This window comes from Pseudomonas sp. AGC41 (genome assembly GCF_057334555.1).
The window spans coordinates 21,972-28,041 of the sequence record NZ_JBHFJB010000104.1 but is presented as its reverse complement, the minus strand read 5'-3'; the positions used below and the strand labels follow the sequence as shown (position 1 = coordinate 28,041).

Here is a 6,070-nt window from a genome sequence, read left to right as displayed (position 1 = left end):
TCCCACAAAGGGGATTGTCACTACCTGTCAAAACGGCTTGTCGAAAGTGATCTTCGGCTCTTTCCACGGCCCCTTGACGTCGTATCTTACGCTGGCAAAACGTGCGACGCGGTCGCCGATCAGCTTGTCGATCAGAAACAGCGCGCCACCCACCGCCGGTGCGCCGACGATCAGCGCGGCGATCGGCAGGTTATTGGTGACCGGCAACGTTACCAGCAGCTTGGCATCAACCCGGTCGGCCACCATGTCCAGCGTTCCGTTGAGCTCCAGGTTGCTCGAAGGTCCGGTCAGGGTGATCGGCTCGCGAGTGACGTAGACCCCGCTGCTCGCCACCAGCAAGCCCTTGACCCGATCGTAGCTCAGCCCTTTGCCGAACAGATCAGAGAAATCCAGGCGCAAGCGGCGGCCGATGGAGTTGAAGTTCAACAGACCGAAAACCCGCAAGGCCTGGGCGCTGCCTTCGACTTCGACGAACTGACCCTTGTTGAGTGACGCATCGAGGCTACCGGAGAAACGCTTGGTGGCGACCCACGCAGGCGAACCGGGCCAGCGTCCATCGACGTCCAGATGAAATTCCTGGCTGGTCACGCTGGGCGCAAACCCCCAGCCCTTGAGCACATCGGCGAGATTCTTGCCCTTGATCCGGCCCTTGTACCAACTGCTGGTGGAACCGGGCAGGCCCTCCCAGGCGCCATTGCCCTGCAAGACCATGCCCTTGAGGCCCATGTCCAGATCATTCAGCGCGATGCTCTTGCCCGTCGGCCGAACCTTCAGCGACCAGGCACCAATGAGATCCGCGCCCTGGAACAGCTGGTCGATGGCGATATCCATCGCCGGGATTTTGCTCGGGTCGACCGAGGCCAGCGGGTCCGGGGCGTTTTCGTCGGCCTGGACCGTCGGGTCCGCGGCCGGCAGGCGCACATAATCGAGGCGGATCCCGATCGGCGCGGCCTTCGCATCCGGCAGGCTGACGCTGCCCTTGGCCTGCTGGCTGTCAAGGCGCAGGGCCCAGGCATCGGCCTTGCGGTCCAATTGCACCGAGGCCTGGTCCAGCGTCGTGCCCATGGCGGTGAGCTTGCCAATCTTGAGGTCGGCGCTGCTGAGCACCTGCCGGGCACTGCCGCCCGGGTCGTTGCCGGCATATTTGCCCAACAGATCCTGCCAGGGGCTCACGTCCAGCTCCGACAACGTGCCGCGCAGCCGCAGCCCCTTGGCGCCAGGCAGAACCGCCTCGCCGGCACCCAGCAGCAATTCGCCACGACCGTCGGCGAATTTTCCGCTCGGCGCGGCGTAAGTGAAGCTGGCCAGGTCGCCATAATCGACCCAATAGCGACGCTCCGCTCCCTGTAACGTCATGCGAAATACCGTGTCGCGCCCGACATCCGCAGCCATGCCGAAAGGCGCCGGCAGATCCACCGCCACGCCCTTGAGATCGGAGCTGACCGATAACTGGCTGTCGGCGCCGTCGAGCGTCACTTGCAACTGATACGGAATCACACCAGAGACGGGCAACGGCTGGGTCACGCTCAGCCAGTCCGTAAGCTTCTTGACCTCGACTCGTCCGGACGCCACCACCCGGGTGTTGAGCGCACCGGCACGGCCCTCGGCATAAATCTGCGCGCTTACCGGCCGGTCGAATGCCCGTGCCGCGATGTTCTTGCCACTGAGCCCTTTGGCGCTGTCGAAACGGAAGTCGCCCTTGAGTTGAGTCAGCTCCAGCGCCGGTTCACTGAGCTTGAGCCGGGCCTTGTCGGTACTGAAATCCACCAGGATCTTCGGCTGCTCACCTTTGGCCAGTGGGATATCCAGGTTCACCTTACCTTGCAGATCGCCCTCGCCTTCCCAACCGGCGAAGGTCTCGGCCGTGCCGATGGGTGCGGTCTGGAGGATTTTCAGCCCGTCGCCCAATACCCCGGCAAAGCCGCCGTCCAACAACAGATGGACATTCTGCCCGGCCGACGCATGAGGAATGGTTACCGCAACATCCTTGACCTGGGTGTCCAGCAGCTGCCCCTGGCTGGCATAGATACGCACCCCGCTGTCCTCGACAAAGACGTCGCCGCTGACCTTGCTGACCGAAGGCCAGCCCGGCTGGAACGCCAGTTCGGCGTCGTGCACCTTGAAAAACAGGCTGATGCTGCGGGACGCGTCCTCGGCACCTTTGTTCAGCGAGCCCTGATACTGGAAATAACCCTCGTCAACCGCGCCCTTGACGATGGCCGTGCGCAACCATTCGTCCAGCGCCGGGCTGAGCACGGTCGGCAGGTACTTGGCGGTGTAGCGCCCGTCACCGTCCACCAGGCCGACCCGCAGGTCCATGTAGTCTTCCTGGCTGTGGTCGAAATGCAGGCGGATCAGGAAGTCGCCAGCGATGCGCCCTTCCTCTCCCAGCACTTTCAAGTACGGTGCGACCAGGGTGAATCCCTGCTTGTCGAGCTTCCAGGTCAACCGGGCATTGGCCTGCAAGTATTGCCAGGGCTTGGCGAAAATCGGGTCCAGGTGCAGGGAAAAGTCCTTGCTGTCCATGCGCAGCTCGCCGCCGCCGAGGTCGCCGCTAAGGCTGCCGGACACGTTGCGCGCCGCCGGGGCGCCGCGATAGGCGTCAAACCCGACCGTGTCGAGATTGGTGGCAAAGCTGATTTTCTGATCGCCAGTGTTCTGAGGCCGGTAGTCCAGCAACACGTTGCGCAGGCCACCGGTCACCTTGAGCCGGTCGATCGCCGTGGCGACACCTTCGGGCAATGGCGCCAGGGCATTGAGCAACGGCGTGAGCGGCGTCAGGTCAAGGCGATCGGCCTCCACGTGCCAACGCTCCTCGGCCTTCTCGGTGGCGCTGTTCTGTTGCAGCTGCAGGCGTGTCTCCCAGCGCGTCTCACCCAGGTTCATCGCCAGCGAGTCGAACGTTGCGGTGAAACCCTGGCTGCTGCGCTGGAAATACCCGTTGAGGGCCAGGTTGTGGATCTGCACGGGCTTGCGATCGGCATAGGCGCCCTGGATCTGTGGCGCGTTCATGCGCACGGCGGCGCTTTGCACCGTGCCCTCGCCCCAACTCAGCCAGAATTCCCCACCGGCCTTGATCTCGGCAAAATTCCACTGCCGGGTCAGGCGTTTCGGCAGCCATTTCGACCAGTCGCTTTGCGGCAGGCTCAGGTAGGCGTCGGCCTCGCCATTTCGCCAGTCGCTGGCGCGGATACGGGTCCGCAGGTTGAGCGCCACGGGCTGGCCGTCAGGCAGGGTAAGACGTGCGTCCAGGCGCTGGCGAGCCGGACCGGTGCGCAAGCTCAGGCCTACATAGGTCAGGCTCAGGGGCGGATGGTCCAGCGGTTGCAAGGTGACCTGGCTGTCGAGCACCGACAGCTTAGAAATCATCTGCATGCGTTCAAGCAATTGCTGCGGGTCGAGCGGCTGATCGTCCTTCACCGGCAGGCCTTCAAGGGCCCACTTGCCGTCAGTGCCCTCTTTCAGGCTGACCTTCAGGCCGCTGACCTCCAGATGAGCGATGCGCACCTGGCGCGCCAGCAGGCTGTCCCACACGGCAGGCACCGCCCGCACCTGATCCAGGTGCAAGGCGTTGGGCCCCTCGCCGACAACCACGTCGCGTGCCGCCAGGATGGGCGCCAGGGCGCTCCAACTGCCTTCGAGGCTACCAACGTGCACGGGAATGCCCAACGCTTCGCCGGCCCGGCTCTCGACTTCACCGCGATACTCGGCCACCAGCGGGATCAACTCCCGGCCGAGGCTGACATACAAGGCCAGCAGTATCAGCAGCAGCGCACACAGGCCCAGCCCCCAGCGAGTCAGCGTCCCCATAAGGCGTGTCAGACGCTCCATGTCAGCGGGCTCCCCTGGCAAAGACATTCATATTCGCGGCCCCGGCGCTGCGCGCGCCGCTTCAGAGCAACACCACGTCGTACTGTTCCTGGGAATACATGGTTTCCACCTGGAAGCGAATCGTGCGCCCGATAAAGGCCTCCAACTCCGCGACGTTGCCGGACTCCTCATCCAGCAGGCGATCCACCACCTTCTGGTTCGCCAACACTCTATAACCGGTGGCCTGGTAGGCGCGCGCCTCCCGGAGGATTTCCCGGAAGATTTCGTAACACACGGTTTCCGGGGTTTTCAGCTTGCCCCGGCCCTGGCAACTGCTGCACGGCTCGCACAACACCTGTTCAAGACTCTCGCGGGTGCGCTTGCGGGTCATCTGCACCAGGCCCAGTTCGGTAATGCCGATGATGTTGGTCTTGGCGTGATCACGTTCGAGCTGTTTTTCCAGGGTCCGCAATACCTGGCGCTGGTGCTCCTCGTCTTCCATGTCGATGAAATCGATGATGATGATCCCGCCCAGGTTACGCAGGCGCAGTTGCCGGGCGATGGCCGTGGCCGCTTCAAGATTGGTCTTGAAGATGGTTTCCTCAAGGTTGCGATGGCCGACGAATGCGCCGGTATTGACGTCGATGGTGCTCATCGCCTCGGCCGGATCGACCACCAGGTAACCGCCGGATTTGAGCGGCACCTTGCGTTCAAGGGCGCGCTGGATTTCATCTTCGACGCCGTACAGATCGAAAATCGGCCGCTCGCCAGGGTAGTGCTCCAGGCGGTCGGCGATTTCCGGCATCAGCTCGGCGACGAATTGGGTGGTTTTCTGGAAGGTTTCCCGGGAATCGATCCGGATTTTCTCGATCTTCGGGCTGACCAGGTCGCGCAGAGTCCGCAGCGCCAGGCCCAGGTCCTCGTAGATCACACTTGGCGTGGCGATGGTCTTGATCTGTTCGGCGATCTGGTCCCAGAGCCTGCGCAGGTAGCGGATATCCATGAGGATTTCATCTGCCCCGGCGCCCTCGGCGGCCGTGCGCAGGATGAAACCTCCGGCCTCCTTGATGCCTTCTTTCTCCACGCAGTCGCTGACAACCTTCTTCAGACGCTCGCGTTCGGCTTCGTCCTCGATCTTCAGGGAGATGCCAACGTGGGCGGTGCGCGGCATGTACACAAGATAGCGCGACGGAATCGACAACTGGGTGGTCAGGCGCGCGCCCTTCGAGCCGATGGGGTCCTTGGTGACCTGCACCACCAGGCTCTGGCCTTCGTGGACCAAGGCGCTGATGCTCTCTACCGCCGGCCCTTCGCGCATCGAGATTTCCGAGGCGTGGATGAACGCCGCGCGGTCCAGGCCGATATCGACGAAGGCCGCCTGCATGCCCGGCAGCACCCGTACCACCTTGCCCTTGTAGATATTGCCGACGATCCCGCGTTTTTGCGTACGCTCGACATGGACCTCTTGCAGGACGCCGTTTTCAACCACCGCCACGCGCGATTCCATCGGCGTGATGTTGATCAGAATCTCTTCACTCATGGCAGGGTCTCGTTCAGGCATATTCACGATTATGGCCGCATCTGGTCAGACGGCGCTCAGCGCGCGCTCAAGGTTTGCCAACAGGGTATGCCGAAATGGCCGAGCAGCTCGAAGGTTTCGCACAGCGGCAGGCCGACCACGGCCGAATAACTGCCTTCGAGGTCGGCGATGAACACCGCGCCCAGCCCTTGGATACCATAGCCGCCCGCCTTGTCCCGGGGTTCGCCGCTGGCCCAATAGGCCATCGCTTCCTGCTCCGTGACCGGGCGAAAGCGCACCCGACTGCGAACCACCCGAGACTCGCAGCGCTGGCCATCGAGCACGGCAATCGCAGTCAGAACCTCATGATCGCGTCCGGACAGGCTCAGGAGCATCGTCAGGGCGTCGGCCTGGTCCCGAGGCTTGCCGAGAATCCGGCCGTCCAGCACCACGGCGGTATCGGCCCCCAGCACACAGCCATCGGCGCCTATTTGCAATGCGCGCAGCCCGGCCTCGGCCTTGCCGCGCGCCAGGCGTTCGACGTAGGCCGATGGAGTTTCGTGGTCGAGGGGAGTTTCGTCGATGTCCGCGCTGATCGCAGTAAAGGGAACGCCGATCTGCGTGAGCAATTCACGCCGGCGCGGCGAGCCCGAGGCAAGGTAAAGCGGTTTCATCAACACATCTCCCTCTCAAAGCACTGCATCCGGACGCAAACAGCTTTTGTGGGGGGGGGGGGGGGGG

The 6,070-nt window shown here is 63.4% G+C and carries 3 protein-coding genes; all 3 read right to left on the bottom strand.

Annotated elements, in window-relative coordinates:
- Positions 1-27: 27 nt before the first annotated feature.
- The 3 genes from ACE04F_RS17725 to ACE04F_RS17715 all read right to left on the bottom strand — a co-directional run bounded on the left by ACE04F_RS17725 (position 28) and on the right by ACE04F_RS17715 (position 6,003).
- A complete protein-coding gene (locus tag ACE04F_RS17725) occupies positions 28-3,831 on the bottom strand; it encodes a YhdP family protein (RefSeq protein ID WP_486108692.1) in 3,804 nt (1,267 codons plus the stop codon).
- A 61-nt stretch (positions 3,832-3,892) separates the two neighbouring features.
- Entirely contained in the window at positions 3,893-5,350 is a 1,458-nt protein-coding gene (gene rng, locus ACE04F_RS17720) for a ribonuclease G (protein WP_305496813.1), read from the bottom strand.
- 56 nt (positions 5,351-5,406) lie between these two features.
- Entirely contained in the window at positions 5,407-6,003 is a 597-nt protein-coding gene (locus ACE04F_RS17715) for a Maf family protein (protein ID WP_486108690.1), read from the bottom strand.
- Between the last annotated feature and the right edge of the window lie 67 nt (positions 6,004-6,070).